Origin of the sequence: Streptomyces sp. NRRL S-337, assembly GCF_000720175.1 — a bacterium.
Taxonomy (GTDB): Bacteria; Actinomycetota; Actinomycetes; order Streptomycetales; family Streptomycetaceae; genus Streptomyces; species Streptomyces siderophoricus.
On sequence record NZ_JOIX01000002.1, the window covers coordinates 288,111 to 306,330 of the forward strand.

Annotated in this window: 19 protein-coding genes and 1 pseudogene; 6 read left to right on the forward strand and 14 right to left on the reverse strand. The window is 69.9% G+C overall.

Annotation, left to right across the window (positions count from 1 at the left end; translation table 11 throughout):
- Positions 1 to 827: 827 nt before the first annotated feature.
- Together IG62_RS0103610 and IG62_RS0103615 are read left to right on the forward strand one after the other, a co-directional pair.
- A complete protein-coding gene (locus IG62_RS0103610) occupies positions 828 to 1,352 on the forward strand; it encodes a GNAT family N-acetyltransferase (RefSeq protein ID WP_199812402.1) in 525 nt (174 codons plus the stop codon).
- Positions 1,353 to 1,457: 105 nt separating this feature from the next.
- Positions 1,458 to 1,769: a hypothetical protein gene (locus IG62_RS0103615; protein ID WP_199812406.1), complete on the forward strand. Its 312-nt coding sequence runs from the start codon at positions 1,458 to 1,460 to the stop codon at positions 1,767 to 1,769.
- 73 nt (positions 1,770 to 1,842) lie between these two features.
- Here IG62_RS0103615 and IG62_RS0103620 read toward each other — a convergent pair whose 3' ends face one another.
- From IG62_RS0103620 to IG62_RS0103645, 6 genes are all read right to left on the reverse strand, one after another.
- The gene (locus IG62_RS0103620; protein ID WP_030797450.1) at positions 1,843 to 2,598 is read right to left on the reverse strand and encodes a VOC family protein; all 756 of its coding nucleotides are present in this window, start codon (positions 2,596 to 2,598) and stop codon (positions 1,843 to 1,845) included.
- Positions 2,599 to 2,678: 80 nt separating this feature from the next.
- Positions 2,679 to 3,287, reverse strand: a complete 609-nt coding sequence (locus IG62_RS0103625; RefSeq protein ID WP_078871790.1) for a DUF6817 domain-containing protein — start codon at positions 3,285 to 3,287, stop codon at positions 2,679 to 2,681.
- The gene (locus IG62_RS0103630; protein ID WP_030797454.1) at positions 3,287 to 4,222 is read right to left on the reverse strand and encodes a ketopantoate reductase family protein; all 936 of its coding nucleotides are present in this window, start codon (positions 4,220 to 4,222) and stop codon (positions 3,287 to 3,289) included. The genes IG62_RS0103625 and IG62_RS0103630 overlap by 1 nt, the downstream gene beginning before the upstream one ends.
- Before the next feature lie 657 nt (positions 4,223 to 4,879).
- Positions 4,880 to 5,989 (reverse strand): o-succinylbenzoate synthase, encoded by a 1,110-nt coding sequence (menC, locus tag IG62_RS0103635; protein WP_030797456.1) that lies wholly within the window; start codon positions 5,987 to 5,989, stop codon positions 4,880 to 4,882.
- A 40-nt stretch (positions 5,990 to 6,029) separates the two neighbouring features.
- Positions 6,030 to 6,812, reverse strand: coding sequence for a hypothetical protein (locus IG62_RS0103640; protein ID WP_030797458.1), 783 nt, complete (start codon positions 6,810 to 6,812; stop codon positions 6,030 to 6,032).
- Positions 6,809 to 7,891 (reverse strand): M20 family metallopeptidase, encoded by a 1,083-nt coding sequence (locus IG62_RS0103645; RefSeq protein ID WP_030797460.1) that lies wholly within the window; start codon positions 7,889 to 7,891, stop codon positions 6,809 to 6,811. Before IG62_RS0103645 ends, IG62_RS0103640 begins: the two co-directional genes overlap by 4 nt.
- A 488-nt stretch (positions 7,892 to 8,379) precedes the next feature.
- On the opposite strand from IG62_RS0103645, the gene IG62_RS0103650 reads away from it, so the two are divergent.
- Positions 8,380 to 9,174, forward strand: coding sequence for an inositol monophosphatase family protein (locus IG62_RS0103650; RefSeq protein WP_030797462.1), 795 nt, complete (start codon positions 8,380 to 8,382; stop codon positions 9,172 to 9,174).
- Positions 9,175 to 9,235: 61 nt separating this feature from the next.
- Here IG62_RS0103650 and IG62_RS41335 read toward each other — a convergent pair whose 3' ends face one another.
- The 6 genes and pseudogenes from IG62_RS41335 to IG62_RS0103675 form a co-directional block, all read right to left on the reverse strand.
- Entirely contained in the window at positions 9,236 to 9,826 is a 591-nt protein-coding gene (locus IG62_RS41335) for a serine hydrolase (RefSeq protein ID WP_267887852.1), read from the reverse strand.
- A gap of 9 nt (positions 9,827 to 9,835) precedes the next feature.
- A complete protein-coding gene (locus tag IG62_RS48285; protein ID WP_234326242.1) occupies positions 9,836 to 9,973 on the reverse strand; it encodes a hypothetical protein in 138 nt (45 codons plus the stop codon).
- A 62-nt stretch (positions 9,974 to 10,035) separates the two neighbouring features.
- Entirely contained in the window at positions 10,036 to 11,748 is a 1,713-nt protein-coding gene (locus tag IG62_RS0103665) for a PucR family transcriptional regulator (RefSeq protein ID WP_051797509.1), read from the reverse strand.
- A gap of 287 nt (positions 11,749 to 12,035) precedes the next feature.
- Positions 12,036 to 12,293 carry an aspartate/glutamate racemase family protein gene (locus tag IG62_RS44190; RefSeq protein WP_078871792.1) on the reverse strand — a complete coding sequence of 86 codons (258 nt, stop codon included), beginning with the start codon at positions 12,291 to 12,293 and terminating at the stop codon, positions 12,036 to 12,038.
- A 13-nt stretch (positions 12,294 to 12,306) separates the two neighbouring features.
- Positions 12,307 to 12,703: pseudogene (locus IG62_RS41340) on the reverse strand (PaaI family thioesterase); the annotation flags it as partial.
- A gap of 72 nt (positions 12,704 to 12,775) precedes the next feature.
- Positions 12,776 to 13,408, reverse strand: coding sequence for a LysE family translocator (locus IG62_RS0103675; protein WP_030797468.1), 633 nt, complete (start codon positions 13,406 to 13,408; stop codon positions 12,776 to 12,778).
- A gap of 115 nt (positions 13,409 to 13,523) precedes the next feature.
- On the opposite strand from IG62_RS0103675, the gene IG62_RS0103680 reads away from it, so the two are divergent.
- A complete protein-coding gene (locus IG62_RS0103680) occupies positions 13,524 to 13,976 on the forward strand; it encodes an Lrp/AsnC family transcriptional regulator (RefSeq protein ID WP_030797471.1) in 453 nt (150 codons plus the stop codon).
- 165 nt (positions 13,977 to 14,141) lie between these two features.
- Here the strand turns inward: IG62_RS0103680 and IG62_RS0103685 are convergent, their stop codons facing one another.
- Entirely contained in the window at positions 14,142 to 14,873 is a 732-nt protein-coding gene (locus IG62_RS0103685) for a dienelactone hydrolase family protein (RefSeq protein ID WP_051797510.1), read from the reverse strand.
- A gap of 187 nt (positions 14,874 to 15,060) precedes the next feature.
- Here IG62_RS0103685 and IG62_RS0103690 point away from each other — a divergent pair, with 187 nt between their 5' ends.
- Positions 15,061 to 15,786: a DUF6333 family protein gene (locus IG62_RS0103690; RefSeq protein ID WP_234326244.1), complete on the forward strand. Its 726-nt coding sequence runs from the start codon at positions 15,061 to 15,063 to the stop codon at positions 15,784 to 15,786.
- 69 nt (positions 15,787 to 15,855) lie between these two features.
- Positions 15,856 to 17,241, forward strand: a complete 1,386-nt coding sequence (locus IG62_RS0103695) for an SMI1/KNR4 family protein (protein WP_030797476.1) — start codon at positions 15,856 to 15,858, stop codon at positions 17,239 to 17,241.
- 37 nt (positions 17,242 to 17,278) lie between these two features.
- Here IG62_RS0103695 and IG62_RS0103700 read toward each other — a convergent pair whose 3' ends face one another.
- Positions 17,279 to 18,199, reverse strand: a complete 921-nt coding sequence (locus IG62_RS0103700; protein WP_030797478.1) for an RNA polymerase sigma-70 factor — start codon at positions 18,197 to 18,199, stop codon at positions 17,279 to 17,281.
- Positions 18,200 to 18,220: the final 21 nt, after the last annotated feature.

Below are 18,220 nucleotides of genomic sequence, written 5' to 3' on the forward strand. Positions count from 1 at the left end.
ACGAGCCGTGACGGCACTGCTCTTCGCCCGCGACAGGGTTGGGAGCGGATGCCGGAAGGCCTCGGTGACGGATGCCTGGCATCTGAACGGCCGCTCGGGCTGGCGACAAGCACGGGGAGGGCGGCGGGATAGCCGGCTTGGGGCCCACCCGTGAGGCGGTGGCGGCCGTTCACACGGGCGCGGGCATGCTCGCGCCTTGGGATGCCGGTGCGTTCGCCGCGGTGCAGGATCACGACATCTGGGAGGCGGAGCAGACTGCTCACCTGGGGGTCTCCTCAGAACCGTATCTGAACCCGCAGCATCTGCACTGTGCCGTCGTCGTGGGCGTGTGGGGCCGTTGGTGCTCCAGAGCCGAAGCGTCTTGGCAGGTTCCCATGCCTGTGAGGCACAGGTGATGCGTGCGGGCCGTGGCCCGTTCTCCCCGGAGCCAGGACAGCAGGCGCCTGGGAGAGGGCAGCCGGTTGTCGGCCGCGTTGGCCCGGGGGCGACTGTTCCGGGCTTTCTGAGCCAGCCGGTGTTCGCTGGCCTGGCGTATGAGTTCCTGGTGGCGGAAGGAAGGCAGCTGGGAGCGCATGCCGCTGATGCTCCGGCCTTCCCCAAGGGGAAGGTCAATCAGCTGATCAGTCAGCTGACTTGCCGCGCTGTCGCACCAACGACCTCGGTGCGCCGCACGCTCCCTGATGCCCGTCACCGCCAAGGCCCACTGGTGAGCACCACACGCCACCGGCCGCTGGTGGCTGACCGGGAAACCGATTGAGCAAGCGATCTTGGCCGTGGTACCACTTCGGGGTTCATCACAGGTCACGGATGTGTAAGGGGTCGGTGGCGTGCCACTCGGAGAACTGGTCAGACTGCGGGCGATGGGCCCGGCGGACGCCGAGGCGCTGTGGCGCTGGAATCACGACCCCGAGGTCATGCGGTGGATGGACGACACCTATGCCCACTCGGTCGAGCAGGTGCGCAGGTCGCTGGAGGAGCGCCCCCGCAACGCTTATGGCGACGTGCTCCTCGGTATCGAGGCGCTCGCCGACGACACGCTCATCGGCCTGGTCATGCTGCAGGACGCGGAGCCGGAGAAAGGCATCGCGAAACTCGATATCTACCTGGGCGAGAAGGCGTATTGGGGCAAGGGCTACGCCACTGATGCGGTACGGACCATGTGCCGGTACGGCTTCGAGGACATGCGCCTGCACAAGGTGACTCTGACCGTGGTCACGGAGAACCATGCCGCGCGCAGCGTTTACGAGAAGGTCGGCTTCGTCGAGGAGGGCCGCCTCCGTCAGGTCTTCCGCCGTGACGGCAAGTGGTACGACATGTTCACGATGGGCCTGCTGGCGAGCGAACTCCGCTGAGCCGATCGGTGGTGGACGTGCCGGTGGCATGCGGGAAGTCGATCGACGAAATCGGTTTGCTGGAGCAGGACGATCGGTCAAGCTGGGGCCATGCCTCGCAGAATCATGTTCGTGCAGCTCAAAACGGGCTACGACACCGATCGCGGACCCTCGTGGATCGGGTGGGTGGACTTCTCCAAAACCTGGAAAACGGCCTACTTCCAAGGGCGGACCCTGCGGCGGGCTACCGGCCTCGGCTTGTCCGCCGCAAACTTCTACGACGTCGAAACCCATGAGGATTTCTGGATCTCTGGACCGAAACGCGACCGGAGCGACACCCGCTACGGACCGGAAGGGCCGACCATAGAGGACGACGCCGCAGACGCTTACCGGGCTTTTCTCCAGGGGGCTCCACTTCCCGGCCGGGAGGACGGCTAGGTCATCTTTCCTGGAGCAGGGGGGTGTGCTCCGCTGGATGCGGCGTGACCGGTGGCCTGCGTCGTCTCCTGCGTCAAGCGCCCGGTTGCTCGGCTTGCGAGGGGCCGAGAAGGAGGAACTCGTTGCCTTCGGGGTCGACGAGCAGTTGTCGGCGTGACTGGTTCCTGCCGATGTCTTCCCTTCTGATGTCCACGGGTGAGGCGCCGGCGTCCAGCAGGCGGTTCACTTCGGCCGAGGGATCGCTGTCGGCACTGGCCGTGAGGGCCAGCTGCATGCGGTTCGGGCCCGCCTTGGGTGCCACTGGCGGGCCCATGACCAGCGTGGGGCCGTCGCCCACTGCCGAGGTGAGACGGACACCCCAGTCACCCTCGTCCACGATGGACCAGCCGCTCGCCTCCGCCCAGAACCGGCCCTGGCTGCTCGGATCGGCGGCGTCCTGGCATATCTGGGCGAGCCGTCCGTGGGAGTCCGCCCTGGGCAGGACGCAGAATTCGTTGCCTTCCGGGTCGGCGAGCACCTCCCACGGGACCGCGCCCTGCCCGATGTCCAGGCAGGTGGCGCCCAGGGCGAGCAGGCGCCGCACTTCGTCCGCGTCACCCGCGAGATCGAGGTGTACCCGGTTCTTCGCGGTCTTCGGCCGTACGGAGGGGACGAACAGCAGGCCGAGGTCGCCCCCGCCGTGCGGACGGATGCCCGTACCGTCGGCGATCGGGCCGTCGGCGATCGAAACGTCGGCGGTGGGTTCCCCTTCCAGGGCTTGTGCCCAGAAGCGGGCCAGGCGCAGTGGGTCCGACGCCTCGATGACGACCGTGGTCAGCTTGGTTGGCATGCGAGGTCTTCTCCTGTCAGGCCATCAGTTCTGTTCCTCGGCAGGGTAGTTGTATATGACGTTGGAGGTGGTGCGGGTGGCTACACCCCGTCGGCGTACCGGCCGAGGTGGTGCTCGCAGGCGTCCCGGGCCGGGGCGGACAGCAGGTCGTACGAGCGGGCGAACAGCCGGTGGAGGGATGGGCCGTAACGCTCGGCCAAGTCGACGTTGTGCGTCACCACGTCGAGTTCGTTGGCGGCGGTGATCTCCAGGAACGCACGGATGTCCGGCTCCGGCGGGGTGTGGTCCTGGCCGGTGTAGCGGTTGCGGAAGCGGATCGGGCGTTCGGACCCCAGCCGTGGATAGACGACTTCGCGGTCGCAGCTGGCGTAGAGGTGGACCAGCGCTTCTGCCCGTTCGCCGATCAGTTGGGCCAGGACCGGGCGCTCGGTGACGTCCAGCAGGGTTTGGGCGAACCCGTCGGTTCCGTACGCCGCGTGGCACAGCCCCGCGACCTGCACGGTCGGGTCGGCGCCCCACTCGCCCAGTAGGTGCGCGACGCGCCTCAGGTGTTGCAGGAGTGTCCCTCCGGGATGGGGCATCCGACCGGCACCGCGGGCGCGCAGGAAGTCCTCGATGTCCGGCCAGGCTGTCACACGCCCCGAGCCGCTTACCGGCGGCTCCTCGTCCAACGGGCCGATGCGCTGCATTACGCCACCTCGTGTGCGGTACGGGCCACCTCTGCCACCAGGCGGGCCGTGGCGGGGGTTTCGATGCCGTGGGCGGTCCCGGCCCGCAGCACGGCTCCCCCGATGGCGTCGAGCTCGAGCGGACGTCCGGCCTCGGCGTCACGCTGCATCGAGGACTTCATCGCCTCCGGCGCGCCGTCGAAGAACGACAGCAGGGTCTCCACGGTCATCGGCGCGCCGGCGGCCCGCGCCACGGCGGTGATCTCGTCGAGCACGGCGACCAGTTCTGCTCTCCACTCACTGCGGACGGCTCCGAGGTCGGCCCCGTAGCGGGTGGTGAGCAGGGCGAACGGGGCGAGGAAAGCGAGCTTGTCCCAGATCATCGCGGTCTCGTCGGTGCGCAGCGTCACCCCGAGACCGACCTGCCGCAGACAGTCCGCGAGCCGGTCGAGGGGCGTCGGGGACCCGCCGCTCGCCGGCCCGGACCCGTTGGGGGGTGCCGCGAGTTCGAGGTGGGCGAAGGGGCTGGTGTGGACGATGCGGCCGGGTGCCGTGCGGGTGGCCTCGACTTTGATCGTGCCTGCGACGACCCTGGCCGAGGGGTAGCGCCGGCGGAGTACCGCGAGGTGGTCGAGGCCGTTGAGCAACGGGATCACCAACGCGTCGCCGAGGCTGTCGGCCGGTACCCGCTCCAGCGCCTCGTCCAGGGCGGTCTGTTTGACCGTGACGAAGACGGCGTCCACCGGCTCACGCAGACAGGTATTGGCCTCCACCTCTGCGGTGAAGTTCCCGTACTGGGTGCTCTCGACGCGCAGGCCGTCCCTGCGCAGCGTGTCTGCGGTCTGCTCGCCGGCCAGGCAGAGGACGCGGTGTCCGTCACGGGCGAGCAGTGCGCCGATCAGACCGCCGACGCCGCCGGGTCCGAGGACGGCCACCCTTGGGTTGGTTGGGCTCACGTTGTGCTCCTGTCCTTGCGAGACCGATGTGATCGGCGTGTGGGGCGGGGTCGGTGCAGTGGGTGCGGTGGGTGCGGTGGGTGTGGTCGAGGCGGCTGGGGACCGGCCGGGGCCATCGGTGGACGAGCGACGGGCGGCTTCGCTTCTGCCCGTTGCGGGTCGGCACCCGCCGTGCTTTCGCGCGTCCGGATCACGCGAAAGCAGCGGGCGGGTTGCCGCCCTGGGCCCTGCAACGATGATCAAGCCTCACCGAAACCCAAGTCAATCCAGGGGTTTGCTAGGCAACCCCCAAGCAAGAGCTTGGGGAGGACGTCGGACGCCGTGACCATGACGATTGGAACGGGCCTTCGGCACTTCATCTCCGCCGCCGTCGCCGCCTTCCGTCAGTTCCAGCCAGGAACTGGTGGGAGCGGCCACCGCGGTGCGGTCGGCAGCGGCCGGTCCGAGCGGAGCTGCGGGTCTGTGCCGCGTCCGCCGAGCCGGGCGAGCACGGCGTGGCCAGGACCGGTGACGGCAGGACCGGTCAAGGAGAGGTTCCAGATCCGGTCGAGGTCCTCCGCCTCGTGTAAGCGGCAGTCAGGCAGCGTGACGTCAACTTTGTTTCTCCGTCGGGTGGTTGGCAGGCACGGTGACGGGGACGGGCCTCCTTGGCTGTCGTTAGAGGGCTATCCATTCCCTTGCGGTCGTGACCTCGTCGAGGAGTTCGGTGAGCGGCTCGGTGCCGAGGCCCGGGCCGGTGGGGACGTCGAGGTGGCCGTCGGAGAGGACGAAGGGGGGCGTGATGTCGGTGGCGAAGTAGCGATGGGAGCCGGAGGTGTCGCCGGGGAGGGTGAAGCCGGGCAGGGCGGCGAGGGCGACGTTGGCGGCGCGGCCGATGCCGGTTTCGAGCATGCCGCCGCACCAGACGGGGATGCCGTGGGCCCGGGCGAGATCGTGGATGCGGCGGGCTTCCAGGTAGCCGCCGACCCGGGCCGGTTTGACGTTGATGATGGAGCAGGCGCCGAGGGAGATCGCGGCCGCGGCGTCGGCGGCGGACTCGATGGATTCGTCCAGGCAGATCGGGGTGCGCAGCATTCTGGCGAGCTGGGCGTGCTGGACCATGTCGTCGTTGGCGAGGGGCTGTTCGATCAGCAACAGGTCGAAGGCGTCGAGTGTGGCCAGGTGCTGGGCGGCCACGAGGGTGTAGGCGGCGTTGGCGTCGACCTGGAGGAGGAGGTCGTCGCCGAAGCGTTCGCGGACGGCGCGGACCGGCTCGATGTCCCAGCCGGGTTCGATCTTCAGCTTGATGCGGACGTAGCCCTCGGCGACGTAGCGGTCGACGGCGTCGAGCAGCTCCGGAACGGAGTTCATGATCCCGACCGAGACGCCGCAGGGCACGCGGTCCCGGGCGGCGCCGAGGTAGGAGCCGAAGGACTCGCCCGCGACGCGGAGTTGGGCGTCCAGAACCGCGGTCTCCAGCGCGGACTTCGCCATGTGGTGGCCGGTGAAGGGCTCCAGCACCCGTCCCACGGCGGCAGCGTCCACGCCGTCCTTCGGCAGGGCGGGGATGAGGAACTTGCGCAGGACGTCCTGTGCGCCGTCGACGTACTCGGAGCAGTAGCGGGGCTCGGACATGGCCGCGCATTCGGCCCAGCCCTCGCCGTCGGGGGTGACGACGCGGACCACCAGTACGTCGCGGCTGGTCTCGACGCCGAAGGAGGTGCGGAACGGTGCGACGAGCGGCATCGCGATCCGGCGCAGTTCGATGCCGGAGATCTTGATCTTCATGGTCAGGTGACTCCTGTTGAGGGGTGGGACGTTCGAGGGTTCAGGCGGTGGAGGTGGGGGTGCGATGGACGACGTAGCTGCGTCGGTCGTGGAAGCCGATGACGTGGGCACCCTCGGCGAGCAGGGCACCCAGGGTGTGCCGGACGGCCAGTCGCCAGGCGCGGGCGGCGCCGGGGTCCTGCCGTCGGAGGGCCTCGATGTCGTCCGGCAGGTCGATGAGGACGGTGGCGGCGTCGGCGGGTGCGGTTTCGGGGCGGCCGCCGCGGTTCCGTAGGGCGTGCGCTGCGCCGGCGAGCCCTGCGGAGGCGTTGCCTGGCTCGGGGGTTTCGGTGGGTGCGGTCAGGTCCCAGGCGGTGAGGACGCGGTCGGACTCGTCGCCGCCGTTGATGGCGTCGTCCATGGCGCCGTAGAAGGAGGTCAGGTACTCCTCGGGGCGGGCGCCGAGTTTGACGAGGTTGAAGTAGGCGTTGCGGCGGATGAGCGGGTCGTAGGTCCAGGTGATGCGCTTCAGTCCGCGGGCGAGCGCCCACTGGCGCTGGTGCAGTTTGAGGGCCAGGCCGATGCCGCGGCCCATGGAAGCGCCGGTGATGTGGGAGTGCAGGGTGGTGGCTATGGGGTCGCCGAAGAAGGCGACGGAAGCGCCGACCAGCCGCCCGTCCTCGTACGCGCCGGCCACGTAGTTGCCGGCGTGCGACAGGGCGCGCATGACCTCGGCGGAGACGGGCGGGCCGGCGGCGTCCGTTCCCCAGATGCCGGCGTAGAGATGGCTGGCGGTGGCGAACTCCTCCATCGCGTGGAGTTCGCGGATCTCGGGTCCGTTCATCGCAGTGCTCCGACGAGGTGGGCCAGCAGCCGGGCGCGGGCCGGCATGGCGGCGGTGAGGACGTGTTCGTGGTCGGCGTGCGCGCCGTCGCCGACGGCGCCGAGTCCGTCGAGGGTGGGGCAGCCGGCTCCGGCGGTGTAGTTGCCGTCCGATGCTCCGCCGACGGCCGCTTGCTGCAGCGGGCCCAGGCCGAGCCGCGCGGCCTGTTCGGTGGCCAGGGCGAACAGTTCACGGGAGGCGTCGGCTTCCAGGGGCGGACGGTTGGGGCCGCCGTCGACCTGCAGACGGGCGCCGCTGACCTGCGGCTGCAGGGTCCGGATGAGCTGGTCGACCGCTTCCTGCGCCGCGGCGTTGGGAACGCGGACGTCCACGTGCAACTCGGCCCGTGCGGGCACCGTGTTGCTCGCGGTGCCGGCCGACATCAGCGTCGGGGTGAGGGTCGTGCCGGGCCCGGTGCGCGCGGTGACGCCGTCGGCGATGTGCTGCAGGGCGAGGAGCTGGTGGGCGAGTTCGGTGGCCGCGTTCACGCCCTTCTCGGGCTCCAGCCCGGAGTGGGCGGCCCGGCCGTGCACCGTGATGTCGTAGGAGGAGACGCCCTTGCGGCTGGTCTTCAACCCGCCTCCCGGGGCCGAGGGTTCGAGGACGAAGGTGGCCGCGCACCGACGCGCGAGGTCCTCGATGAGCCGGCGGGAGGTGCCCGAGCCGACCTCTTCGTCGCCGGTGACCAGTACGCACAGGCCGTCGAGGGACGGGAGCGAGGCCAGCCCGTGGAACATCTGGACCAGGCCGGCCTTCATGTCGAAGACGCCGGGGCCGCGGGCGATGCCCTGCTCCACCGACCAGGGGTGGGTCTTGAGGGAGCCGATCGGCCAGACGGTGTCGTGATGGCCCAGGAGCAGGAGGCGCGGCGTTCCGAAGGTCCATTGCACGTGGGTGACACCGTCGATCACCAATGTCTGGGCGGGGGTGCCGAGCAGCCTGCTGCCCTGTGCGGCGACGACCTGGGCACTGCGGGCCACGGCCGCGTGGTCGGCGGAGTAGGACTCGCAGGTCACGAGTTCTTCGAGGTCGGCGAGCATGGCGTCGAGGCCCGCCGGATGGTCCGCCGGTAGGGAGAGGGAATGATCATGGTCAATCGGCATGTGGGTCCTCCTGGGGTGGGATGACCGCCACGCTAGGCACGCTGACCAGGGCCGGGTTGGTAGCCCGGTGACAAACTGAGGAGCCGGTTCGTGCCCACGACCGAAGCCGTGGAGAACGGCGGTGCCCGGCGGGTCGGACGGCTCGCCGGGCACCTCTGGAATCGCCGGGCACCTCTCGAAAACCGGGCACCTCTCGAAAAATGCGCCGGCGAAATGCGCGGGCGTCAGCCCATGTGCTTGCTCATGAGGTGACCGAGGAGGGCCTCACGTTCCACTGGCCGGAAGTGATTCAGAGCGGACGACGAAGTCCTCGGACCGGTTCGGGAGCGCCGTCCCACGGAGGAGGCGCTGCCCGGAGGTGGCTGGCCGGCCGTCGGCACCATCCCTGAGAGAGGGTGCTGAGTGCCGCCGATATCCTGCGCGACATGTCCAACTCCTATGCAGGCCTTGACGATGCGGGGGTCGCGAGTGCGGCGGCCCGGGCAGGCGCGGACGTCGTGCGCGGCATGTACGGCCGGCGGCTGGCCCGCATCGACAAGGGCGCCGGGGACTTCGCCACCGCGGCCGATGTGGCGGCCGAGAAGGCGATTCTCCACGTCATTCGTACTGCCCGGCCCGATGACGCCGTCCTCGGCGAAGAGGGCGGGCAGCAGGGCGCCACGAAGTCCGCGCGACAGTGGCTGGTGGACCCCTTGTGCGGCACGCTGAACTACGCCGTCGGCACCACGCTGGTGGCCGTCAACGTGGCGCTGCGCGACGGGGCGGCCGCGGTGGCCGATCCGTTCAGCGGCGAGATCTTCTGCACCGACGGTGCGACCGCCTGGGTGCGGCATGACGGTGCCGATGCCGAGCTGGCACCCACGCCCGCCAGTCACCTCGTGGACGTCAACCTGGACCCGCCGTTCCCCGGTGCGCCCGGTTTCCGGGCCGTGGACCTGCTGGCCCACCCCGGGTTCGTCGAACGGTTCCGGCCCCGCGTCGTCTCGTCGACGCTGGCGTTGGCCTGGGTCGCCGCCGGCAAGCGCGCGGCATACGTCACCGACGGCGGCGATCTGTCGGGGAGCGTGCATTTCGCCGCCGGCATCGCCCTGTGCCGGGCCGCCGGCTGCGTGGTCACCGGGATCGACGGCGCCCCGGTCGGGCAGGCAGGCCGCGGCCTGGTCGTGGCCGCCGACGGCGAAACCCACCAGCTGCTGATGTCGATGGTCCGCAGCCGATGATCCGTGCCCGAACTCAGCACCGCGCCTAAGAGACATCGCCGTGTCGGCATTAACTGCCTTACTAACTCTTGCCGGCGATCCGCACACTGGGCTCGGGGAAGCCGGAGACCAGGCGGTGCTGCCACACCTGCTGTTCCATGAGGTCCCGTACTTCGGCACAGGCCAGCGCCGGGCCGGCTTCATCGCGCCAGACGGCGGCCAGCAGGGCGGTCACCTCGCGGGGCGTACTGGACGGGCTGCGGGCGGGGTCGCAGGCGCCGAGGTCCAGCAGCCGCTGCGGAAGGACGTCCGCCAACTGGTCATCGAGGGAACGGCCGGGGGCGAGCCCGAGTTCGCGGCGGATGTCGTCGTCCAAGGCCGGGCAGGAGGACACCCCGAAACCCTCGAACCCGAGCCCGTCCAGGGTCGTGCGGACCCGGTCCGGGCCCACGATGTCCAGGAGCAGGTCGGTCGCGGCGTTGTCGCTGATCGTCATCATCAGGAAGGCCAGGTCGCGGGCGCTCATCTCCACGTCGTACGCGCATCCGTCGGTGCCGCTGCCGCCGGCCCGGTAGGTGGCCGTCACCGTGTGCCGTTCGGCCGGGTCCAGCCGGCCGGCGGCCGCCTGGCGGGCGTACTCCAGCGCGATGGGAATCTTGAAGACGGAGGCCAGGACGACCCGCTAGTCGGCGCGGTAGCCGAACTCCGCGCCGGTATCGAGGTCCCGGGCGTGCACGAAGCCTTCGGCCTGCGCCTGAGCGAAGGTGGCCGAGAGCGACTGGGTGCGCACCATCGAGTGCGCGCACACCTTCCACGACACCCACGCGGATCTGGCGGTCTCGCCGGGCGTACGTCTCTGACGCCTGTCCTCGGGCTCGACTGTCATTCCCCCGACGCAGCGGGGGCCGGGGCAGTGGGAGTGGGGCAGGCAGGGAGAGTGGGGCCCGTGCCTCCGGCGCGTGCCCCTCCGCTCACGGCGGGGCCCATCAGGCGGAGTTGGAGCATCGCGGCAAATCGGGCGGACGGGTCCTGCAGGTCCAGCTGCCCCACCTCGGCCACCCGACGGATGCGGTAGCGGAACGTGTTGGGGTGAACGAACACGCTCGCTGAGGCGGCGATGACGTCTCCGAAAGCGTCCAGCCACGCCCGCAGCGTCTCGACGAGGTGGGCGTTGTGCTTGGTGTCGTAGGCCGCCAGCCGGGCGAGCGGGCCGGAGAGCTCGTCGCGGTTGGCGATCGCGAGGTCCCGCATCTCAAGGAGGAGGGCGTCGACGTACACATCGGCGATCGAGGCGACGCGCTGGGCACTCTCGCCACTGAGCAGTACGCGGAGCGCCCGGTCGGCATTGGCCCGTGAGCGCGGGAGGGCGGCGGGTTCCTGGGCGACCGAGCCGATCCCGATGACGGCCCCGGCCCGGTCACCGGTGCGCTGGAGGAAATTCGCCGCCACCTGCACGGCACGTTCCCGGGCGTGGGCCGCATCCCCGGTCGCCGGGAAGAGGGCGTACGCCACGTCTCCCAGCAGCGCCACCGCGGAACGGGGCTGGACGGCGGTGAGGTGGACGGCCAGGGCGCTGGTGAGGCGCTGGCGCTCGGCGGTGAGGTGGGCATGGTCCTCGCCGGCGCCGCGGGCCAGTCCCATGGCCATGACCAGGGTGGGTTCGGTCACCAGGCCCAGCCGGGCGAGCGCGTGGACCGCCCCTCCCCCGCCCTCCAGAGCGGTCGTGACGAGGTCGGCGCGCAGTCGGTTCTCGGCGTCGGTACCCGCGCGGAACCGGAGCATGTGGAGCGCGGCGAGCTTGGCCGCCTCGCGGAACGCCTGGTCGCGCTCGGGCGTGAGCGGTTTCCGCAGCGCCGCCCACACCGACCCCAGGATCTCTTCCCCCGCACGCACCGCGATCGCCACGCGGGGCAGCGCGACCTCGTCACCGATGGTCGGCGGAGGAATGTGCACCGGGCCCTCGCTGCGGTACAGCTCCTTGAAGACCCCCTGCTCCTCGTGGACACGCAGGTAGCGCTCGGGCACCTGCCGGGCCAGGATGCTCTCCACACGGGCGGTGTCCGCCTCGTCCTGCCGGCCGGAGAAGGCCAGGATCCGCGAGCGGTGGTCCTCGATGGTGATCGGGGCGTCCAGCAGGGTGGCGATCGCGTTCGCCAGCGCGAAGAGGTCACCGGACGGCACGCCGCCCAGCGTGTGTGCTCCCGCTTCGCCCACGTCGCCTTCGGACAGCAGCGTGCGCAGCATCGCCGCCAGCTGGGCCCAGGACGCTCCGCGGGTCAGGGCCAGCAGCGCCACACCGGTCTCCGAGACGACCTGTTCGAGCTCGTCCGCGTCCTCGACCGGGCCCCGGACCACCAGGGCCGCGGCCCGATGGGCGGCGAGGTCCCGCAGGAGACGGGACGTCTGCTCGGCTCCGTGGATCCCGACGCCGAGCACGATGGCACGCTGCGGGTAGTGCTGCTCGTCATGTGGATCGTGGATGCCGACTCCGCCGATCTCCCCGGCCGCCTCGGCGTCGCCGTGCTCCAGGTCCAGGAGGGTGGAGCCGAAGTCCTCGAGCACCCGGCTCAAGCTTCGGGCGGGGTGCGTCGACATGTGCCTGATCATCTCCGCAGGTTAGGACCGTTCCGGGCCCCCGGCTTGGTGCGTGCGGACGAGGATAGGCGAGGAAGTCCGTATCGGGGAACGAACTCGGTTCACGGGGGCCAGCTTGGATGATCTTGAACCTGAGGGACGATGATCTTGGGCCTGAGGGATCAAGAAGCCTGTTGGTCACGAACCCCGGTTGACCACGAGTCCGGTAGATCGCGAATCGGTCGGTCACGAATCCGGTCGATCACGAAGCCGGTCGATTACGGATCCAGTCGCTCAGGACTCGTTGATCAGGAACATGCTTGATCGAATGGAGCGGCTCGCCACAACCGGGAAAGAACAGCGTCGACCAGCGCCTCGGTCAAGTCGACCAGCGGCAGCACACCCGCGGCCGCGCCACTGACCAGCGGAATCTCGGTACATGCGGCGACGACCACCTGGGCGCCCTGTGCCCTGAGATTCCCGGTGGCTTCGGCGATCCACCGCTCGGGACCCGCCAGGGCCGCCCCGCCCTTGACCGCGCGGATCGCCGCATCGACGTACTTCACCGCTCGGGCCGGTTCGGTTCACCCGGATCAGCGTCTGCTGCCCGTTGGCGACGAGTTTCCGCCGGTCGTCCCGGACGCCGACACACCTCCAGCCGACACACGGTCAGGGTGCGTGCGGACTTCAGGACCGTCCCGACGGCCTCGATGTGGTCGCCAACCGCAGGCGACAAGAGGTTGATCTTGTACTCGACGGTGAGCACGTCGGCGTCCTCGGGGAACAGCGTGAAGGCCGCGTAGCCACCGGCGCTGTCCGCGATGGCGCTGGTGGCACCGGCGTGGAAGTAGCCGTGCTGCTGGGTCACTTCGGGGCGGGCGGGGAGCACGATGTGCACGTCTGCTCTTCCACGTGCTCCCCTTCGGCCACGTGCTCTCCTACGACCACGTGCTCTCCTTCGACGGACATCACGCATCACGGTGCTGCGGCGGACATCACGGGCTCTCCCCGGACATCACGGTGTGCGGACGAGCGCGGGGCAGGTTCGTCAGCCGACGAGGCGTTCCGCCAGCAGGAACCCGCCGATGACGATCATCATGGCACCGGAGACCCGGGTGACCGCCCGGGCCGCCGAAGGACGGGTCTTCAGCACGGTGCGGGCCAGGACGCCGACGGAGAGGTAGACGAGGGCGCAGACCGTCATGTGAAGTGCGCCGAGCAGCCCGGTCTGCGCCGCGACCGGCCAACTGCCCGCGGGGTTGATGAACTGCGGGAACAGTGAGAAGTACAGCAACAGCGCCTTGGGGTTCAGGCCGCTGATCCCGACACCCTTGAGCATGATCCGTCCGCGCGAGAGGGCCATCGACGACGAGGCCATCGTCTCCGTGGACGTGCCCAGGGCCCCCGGCCGCGACAGTACGCCCCAGCCCAGCCAGATCAGGTAGACGGCACCCGCGACGGTCAGTGCGGTGAGCACGGTCGCCGAGCTCGCCACGATCATCACCAGGCCCGCCACGGCGAGCAGCGTGTATCCCGCGTATCCGGCTATCAGCCCGGCGACCGCGGGTACGACCGACCGGTCCCGCAGCCCCGCCGAGATCGCGTAGGCCCAGTCCGCGCCCGGCGTGAACACCAACAGCAGATCCACCGCCAGAAAAGCCGCCAGCGTCGTCGTGTTCATCGATCGTTCTTCCCTCTCACATACCTTGTTCTGAGAGGGAAGGCTAGGCCGGACCTGCCCGAAAGTGTTTCCGTTCTTTCCCCATGATCGCGGCCGGTGAGGGAGAATCTTCTCCATGGATGCCCTCGACCGGAAAATTCTTACCGAGCTGCAGCAGGACGGCCGTCTGACCGTCACCGAGCTGGCCGCCCGCGTGCAGCTGAGCGTCTCGCCCTGCCACCGCCGGCTGCGCGACCTGGAACGCGAGGGGGCCATCCGCGGCTACCGCGCCGTCGTCGACCCGGCCGCCATCGGTCTGAACTTCGAAGCCCTCGTCTTCGCCACCCTGCGCTGGGAGGACCGCGACACCGTCACGGCCTTCGAAGAGGCCGTGACCGCCATCCCGCACATCCTCCAGGCCCAGCGCCTCTTCGGTGAACCCGACTACCTGCTGCGCGTCGCCACCACCGATCTTGCCGCCTACCAGCAGCTCTACGACGAGCAACTGGCCAAGCTGCCGGGCGTCCAGCGGCTGACCTCCACCCTCGTGATGAAGCACGTCATCGACGACCGACCGCTGCCCGAGTAACCGACCACTGCGCGAGGTGCGGCCCCGATCTGGTGCCTGGAAATGTCGTGACTGGAGGCGTTGTGACTGGAGGCGTCGTGACTGAAGAGGTCGGACTGAAGAGGTCGTGACTGGTTCTCTATCGGGCGAAGGAGACCAGACACGACCTGCTTCCGACCGGGATCCCTAGAGGTGTGACGCCAAGGCGGCGTACACCTTCCGCCAGGCATCGGCGCCGGCCTTCGGTTCGTAGTCTTCCGGGCGGTCTGCGCAGGCGAAGCCGTGCCGGGCACCCGGGTAGGTCACCAGCTCGTGCGGCACCTTGGCCTCGGTGAGCCGCTGCTCGGCCTGCTCCCATTCCTCCGCCGGGATGATGTGGTCCAGCTCGCCGCGGAAACCCAGGAGGAAGGCGCCGCCCGCAGCGATCCGCTCGCTGGTCTCCAACGGGGGCACCGGCCCGACCAGCGGAAAGCCGCTGTTCAGCAGCCACCCCGGATAGAAGACAGCGGCCAGTTCGAAGCTCAGCTCGGTGGCCGCCCGTAGCGCGATGTGTCCGCCCATACTCAGCCCGAGGAAGGCCACGCCCCGCTCCCCGGCTGCCGCGCGCGCCGCCGTCAGCGCTGCCGAGGCGTCGGCCACCAACTCGTCCCGGTCCAGCCCGCGCATCAGCACCAGACCGTCCTCGCGTTCCTCCGCCGAGTACCCGAGTGCGGTACGGCGGGCATTGCGCCAGTAGTAGTCGGGTGCCAGGGCCACGTACCCGGCCGACGCCAACTCCGCGCAGGTGTCGCGAACATAGGCGTTGACTCCGTACAGCTCGGAGCAGACCACCACCGCGCCCCGTACCTCGCCCACCGGGCGGTGCACATACGCCTCGATGCCACCGGCTTCGCCGAGTCTCTCCCACTGACCAGTCATCAGTCCCCCGTGGCTCGATCGCTGAATGTCGCCGCAATACTAGGCTCACGCCACCTCCGTCACACCGGACATGGGAAAACACCCGGATACGTCTCCCCTCCCCCCGCACGCCAGTGAGGTCGCGCCCGTCGTTCTCTACCGACGGTCCACAGGTGCGTTGTCAGTGGCCCGCACTACGGTGTCGCGCATGACCGACCTCAGTCACTGGACCACTCCTGCGGACCGCATGGTCCGCGGCGGCATGGGCAGGTGCGATATCACCCTTCTTCAACCGCCGTTCTCCACGGCGACCGCGCACACTCTCCCGGCCAACGACCCTGTCGGGGCAGGGGAGTTCGCCCGGTCCTTCGGCACCGTCGAGGAGGTGCTGGAAGAGATCGGGACCCGCCCCGCGCACCCACCCCTGTACCTCAGCGAGCGGTCCGACCTCGACCGGATACAGGCCGGGGCATGGGGTCCCGTACTGGGGATCAGCGATCCCGCACTCGGCGACGACGGCAACGGCACCCCGCTGCTGTACGAGGTGGGCCGGCTGCACGAGCGCTACCCGGATGCGCGGATCGTCGGCCGGGGGGAGGTGGACTGCGGCGAGTCCCATACCGAGGACATCGTGTGGCTTCCTGACGGCACGATGTTCCATGCGTCCGGTTGGCCCGGGATGGACCCGTGGGAGTTGACCGGCGACCCGCACGCGGTTGCCGCCGCCCTCGGCGTCACCGGCGACATGCTGGAGGAGATCGACGTCGACCTCGACGCCGAGCCCGAGGAAGTGGAGTGGTCCGCCTTCGTCGGCCTGGCCTTGGGAGAGGCCGACCCGTGGCCCTGGACGCACCTGGAGACTTCCGTACTCAGGGCCCGCCACACCGAGAGCTACACCCACCGCATGGAGAAGCTGTACCTCCTCGGCAGCTGACCCGCTCAGCCGTACTCCCTCAGCAGCTGACATGCCTCATCGGAACGACCGGAGAACACCGTGCCCTCGATACCTGCGCTACATGACTTCGCGACCTGGGAGCCCGTACTGCGGCTCCTGCGGGCCGCCAACCTGGAGAGCCTTGCCGCCCCGGGCGGCCACGTGGCGGGCCGTATCGGCTCGTACTCGTGGAGTCTGCCCGTGCAGCGACGGTTCCCGCCGCCCGGACAAGCTGCCCAGGTCGCGGACATGCAGGACGAGTTCCGCGCGGTGAAGCGTGTCCAAAGCGCGCTCGCGAGCGCCGGCAGGGACGACGTCTCGTTCGTCGCGGAAATCTCGCCGAACGGGCGCGCCGCGCTCCACCTGATCGGTTCCAGCCCTGCGGTGGAGGCCGGCCTCGGTCCGCATCCGGGTTCCCTCCTCCTGGTTGAGGACGCGGTCCCCGAACCCTGGCGTCGGCTGCCCGAACCGGTACCCGGTGCGGTATCGGCCCCTTCCGTGGATCTGGCGATGCTGGAACGTACGCTTCGCGAGCGCGTCCCCGGTGCCATCGGCGCGACCGAGGAAGAGCTCGTCGCCACGGAAGCGCGTCTCGGCGTCGCGTTGCCCGACGAGCTCAAGGTCCTCTACCGGGTCACGCGGGCGAAGTGGGAAGACTGGGGCGACGACCACGAAGCGGCGGAGCGGGAGGCCCAGGCGGTCGGTTGCGAACTGTTCCCACTGGATGCCTTGTACATCGCCGACGCCGCCTCTCGTCCCTGCCGTTGGGAGTTCGCCGCGACGGAGGCGGTCGTCACCGCGTCCGACGCCGCGGTGCAGGAGCTGGTCGGCTCGCCGGGCTGGATCGTCTTCGGTGACAACGGCGGTGGCGACCGGATCGCGGTCGACCTGACGCCCGGCCCGCGCGGGCACACGGGGCAGATCATCATCCTCAGCCATGAGGAGAACATCGGCGCCGACCTGGTCGCCGAGTCCCTCACCGACCTGGTGGTGAACGGGCCCGAGCGAGGGCACCGCGGCCGTCGCACGGACCTGCCGCCGGTCGTCGCCAGGGTCAACATCCGCAATCTGAGCAGCGTGCAGGCCGCCGCGCACGCCGGGTTGGAGGTGCTGAGCATCGGCGTATGGGACAGCGAGCCGCTCAGCCTCGCCCCCGTCATCGGGCTGCCCCGGCTACGAACCCTCACCGCCTACCCCGGCACACTCGCCGACCCGCTGGAGATCGCCGAGTTGACCGGACTGGAGTACCTGCAGCTCGGCCCGGAGGAGTGGCGCGTCCTCCTCGACGCCCAAGCCGTCCCCCGCAGCCTGTCGGCCGCCGCCATCGAGGTGCACGGCAAGGGCGGCCGGCACCCGCTGTCGATCGTGGCCCTCGCCAATGAGCTCCTCGCCCTCTGGGACCGTCCCCCGATCACCCGGACCCTCCTCGAAGGCGACCTCGGCGTCGTGTCGTAGTGGCCCCTGGACGGCCCTGGGTTCTCGCGCGCGAGAGTCAGGGCCGCCGCCGGACCTGCTTCACCTCCCGGTCGAGGGCCCAGGCATCGGCGACCGGTCCGATGTGGCCGAGCTTGTCGGGGTTGATCACCGAGCGGATGGTCTGGATCTGCCCGTCGAGCACATCGAGCGCCATAATGTTGAGCACCTTGCCGTCCCGGTCGCGGAAGATCGCGCCCGGCTGGCCGTTGATCTCGTGCGGCTCGAACGTCACGTCGATCCGGGCCATCCACGGGAAGACGGAGGCAAGCAGCCGGGCCACGCTCTCGGCGCCCATGACGGCCCTGGCCAGCTGCGGGGCCTTGCCCCCACCGTCGCCGACCAGCGACACGTCGGCGGCGAGCAGGTCCTGCAGGCCGGCGACATCGCCTTCGCGGAGCGCGTCGAGGAACCGCGACGCCAGTTCGTCCCGCTCTTGGCGGGCCGCTTCGAACCGCGGCCGCCCGGCCTCCATGTGCCGCCGCGCCCGCACCAGCAGCTGCCGGCACGCCGCCTCCGACCGCCCCACCGCCGCGGCGACCTCGTCGAATCCAAACCCGAACACCTCCCGCAGCACGAACACCGCCCGCTCCAACGGACTCAGCCGCTCCAGCAGCAGCAGCGCCGCCATCGACACCGAGTCGGCCAGCTCCACCGACCGCACCGGATCCTGATACGGATCGCTCAGCAGCGGCTCGGGAAACCACGGGCCTACGTACTCCTCGCGCCGCACCCGCGCGGAACGCAGCACATCGATCGAGATCCGCGTCACGGTGGCCGACAGAAAAGCCTTGGTCGACGTGGGCCGCGTCGCCGAGCCGTCAAAGCGCAGCCACGCCTCCTGCACCGCATCCTCGGCCTCCCCCACGCTGCCCAGAATCCGGTACGCGATCGAAAACAGCAGGGGCCGTAGCTCCTCGAACTCCTCGACCTTGCTCACATCCACCCAACTCCCCCTTGC

Coding starts and splice junctions, on each gene's coding strand:
- IG62_RS0103620 (WP_030797450.1), bottom strand. CDS start 2,598: ATGCCAACCAAGCTGACCACGGTCGTCATCGAGGCGTCGGACCCACTG.
- IG62_RS0103640 (WP_030797458.1), bottom strand. CDS start 6,812: ATGAACGGACCCGAGATCCGCGAACTCCACGCGATGGAGGAGTTCGCC.
- IG62_RS0103665 (WP_051797509.1), bottom strand. CDS start 11,748: ATGTCGACGCACCCCGCCCGAAGCTTGAGCCGGGTGCTCGAGGACTTC.
- IG62_RS0103675 (WP_030797468.1), bottom strand. CDS start 13,408: ATGAACACGACGACGCTGGCGGCTTTTCTGGCGGTGGATCTGCTGTTG.
- IG62_RS0103685 (WP_051797510.1), bottom strand. CDS start 14,873: ATGACTGGTCAGTGGGAGAGACTCGGCGAAGCCGGTGGCATCGAGGCG.
- IG62_RS0103615 (WP_199812406.1), top strand. CDS start 1,458: ATGTTCGTGCAGCTCAAAACGGGCTACGACACCGATCGCGGACCCTCG.
- menC (WP_030797456.1), bottom strand. CDS start 5,989: ATGAAGATCAAGATCTCCGGCATCGAACTGCGCCGGATCGCGATGCCG.
- IG62_RS0103645 (WP_030797460.1), bottom strand. CDS start 7,891: ATGCTCGCCGACCTCGAAGAACTCGTGACCTGCGAGTCCTACTCCGCC.
- IG62_RS0103650 (WP_030797462.1), top strand. CDS start 8,380: ATGTCCAACTCCTATGCAGGCCTTGACGATGCGGGGGTCGCGAGTGCG.
- IG62_RS0103680 (WP_030797471.1), top strand. CDS start 13,524: ATGGATGCCCTCGACCGGAAAATTCTTACCGAGCTGCAGCAGGACGGC.
- IG62_RS0103625 (WP_078871790.1), bottom strand. CDS start 3,287: ATGCAGCGCATCGGCCCGTTGGACGAGGAGCCGCCGGTAAGCGGCTCG.
- IG62_RS0103690 (WP_234326244.1), top strand. CDS start 15,061: ATGACCGACCTCAGTCACTGGACCACTCCTGCGGACCGCATGGTCCGC.